Origin of the sequence: Vibrio sp. TMPB1044 (assembly GCF_030442075.1) — a bacterium.
Taxonomy (GTDB): Bacteria; Pseudomonadota; Gammaproteobacteria; order Enterobacterales; family Vibrionaceae; genus Vibrio; species Vibrio satsumensis.
Map to the genome: position 1 here is coordinate 1 of NZ_JAUJED010000016.1, position 1,611 is coordinate 1,611.

Genomic DNA, 1,611 nt, shown 5'->3' on the forward strand with positions numbered 1-1,611 from the left:
TACTTGTGGGGATGGTTATGAGGCATTAAGTCTACTGGAGTCGGACAACTTCAACCTTGTAATAATTGATAACCATATGCCGAAAATGAACGGTGTGGCAACAGTTAAAAGAATACGGGAAGCGGGCTATCATGACCTTGTTATCTTTGGGTGGACTGCCGATATTATGCAAACATCTACCCATGCGTTTTTAGAGGCTGGCGCAAATGAAGTATTAGCTAAACCTTTGATAAAATCGGATCTTGCAGAGGCGCTTTCTCGTCATCTCAATCATATTAAAACGATGGATAGAGAACACGAATCAGCGTTTGCTCTTCGTCATTAATATGATGTGACATCACTGCACTTATCAACACCAATCATAAATACTTTACTACCAGGACTATGTTGTTTAGCTATAAGGGTTAGCTAAGTCATAGCCTAAAATGGTGCCTCGAATGTGCTGCTCTAAAGAAGCCAAACTACGGATAAGAAACTACGGCAATTATCCAAGAATTATATCGATTGCTGTTAAAGCTACTTTAGACAGCTGTAGATACCGATTTGAATAGCTAAGTTAGCGATGGCTAGCTCATTAGTGTGATCAGTTTTATGGCCTTCCAAGTACTGATTCGTACTAGCAGAGCTGGACACTTCACGGGCTTTGTTGCGGTGTTACTTCTGGGCAAACTTTGATCATGTTGAAGGGTTACAGATAGAGTTTGAATATTCTTAACGATTAGTTTTAGTAGGTCAAACTGGTGCCCAGTTAAATGAGTAGGTAATGCACTCCAAACAAGGAATGGGAAGAAGCGTTTCATAGGTTGATGGGGTACTGCATAGAGTCAATCTATCTAGACAGATCGCTGAGTCAGGTTTTGCCCATTTCCTATCACGGACGGCACCCTATCAAGCGGTGTCGCTAAGTCATTTGTAATATCTAAAGTTATCCGTGAATAGCTAATTTAGAAAAGTCACTGACTCGCAAATGTCCAACTCTGAGTCAGTATGTCGTCGCGACTCATGGCGAGTGCCATGATGTATTTTGTAACTGGAAGCAGTTAGCTTTGTCGACAAAAGCTGATAACAAAGAGAGCCAAAGCTGACTAAATTGATTAACCAATAACTTTCAATTTTTTTGGTTATAGTATGTGTAATAAAAATCCCAATAATACTTGAGTTATTTTAAATGAAACAAGAAGTACATAGGTTTGAGCTATCAATAAATAGCACTATCTCTGAAGTCTATGGTCACTTTACTAAGGCAAATAGTGAACAAAGCCTTGATAGAATGTTTGAAGGTCTTCAAAAAAAACTCAGGAAAATTACCTGCTCAGTGAGAGAGAGGGAGTGTACTCTCATTAATGTGTACATTGCATACGGCAGAAGACAAGAGGACTTTGATGGTAAAGGGAAGACTTGTAAATCTTTTCCTACAAGGAGAATCGAAAGTATAATGAACACCCACTCTAACCTTTCGCCAGAAGACCTGCTAGGTGAGGCTTTACGAGCTTTAGAGCTTTAGAGCATTGACCTGGAACTTTAACGCTTTCTAAATTAGCGCATGATAGCTAAGAATATGAGCAGAAAAATTAAGAGTAATTAAACACCAGTAGGTCAAAATAATGATAG

Annotated in this window: 2 protein-coding genes; both read left to right on the top strand. The window is 39.2% G+C overall.

Annotated elements, in window-relative coordinates:
* The coding region (locus tag QQ041_RS11080) for a response regulator (protein WP_285953938.1) at positions 1-325 on the top strand (325 nt) is incomplete at its 5' end.
* An 843-nt stretch (positions 326-1,168) separates the two neighbouring features.
* Positions 1,169-1,504 (top strand): hypothetical protein, encoded by a 336-nt coding sequence (locus tag QQ041_RS11085; protein ID WP_285953939.1) that lies wholly within the window; start codon positions 1,169-1,171, stop codon positions 1,502-1,504.
* Positions 1,505-1,611 lie beyond the last annotated feature (107 nt).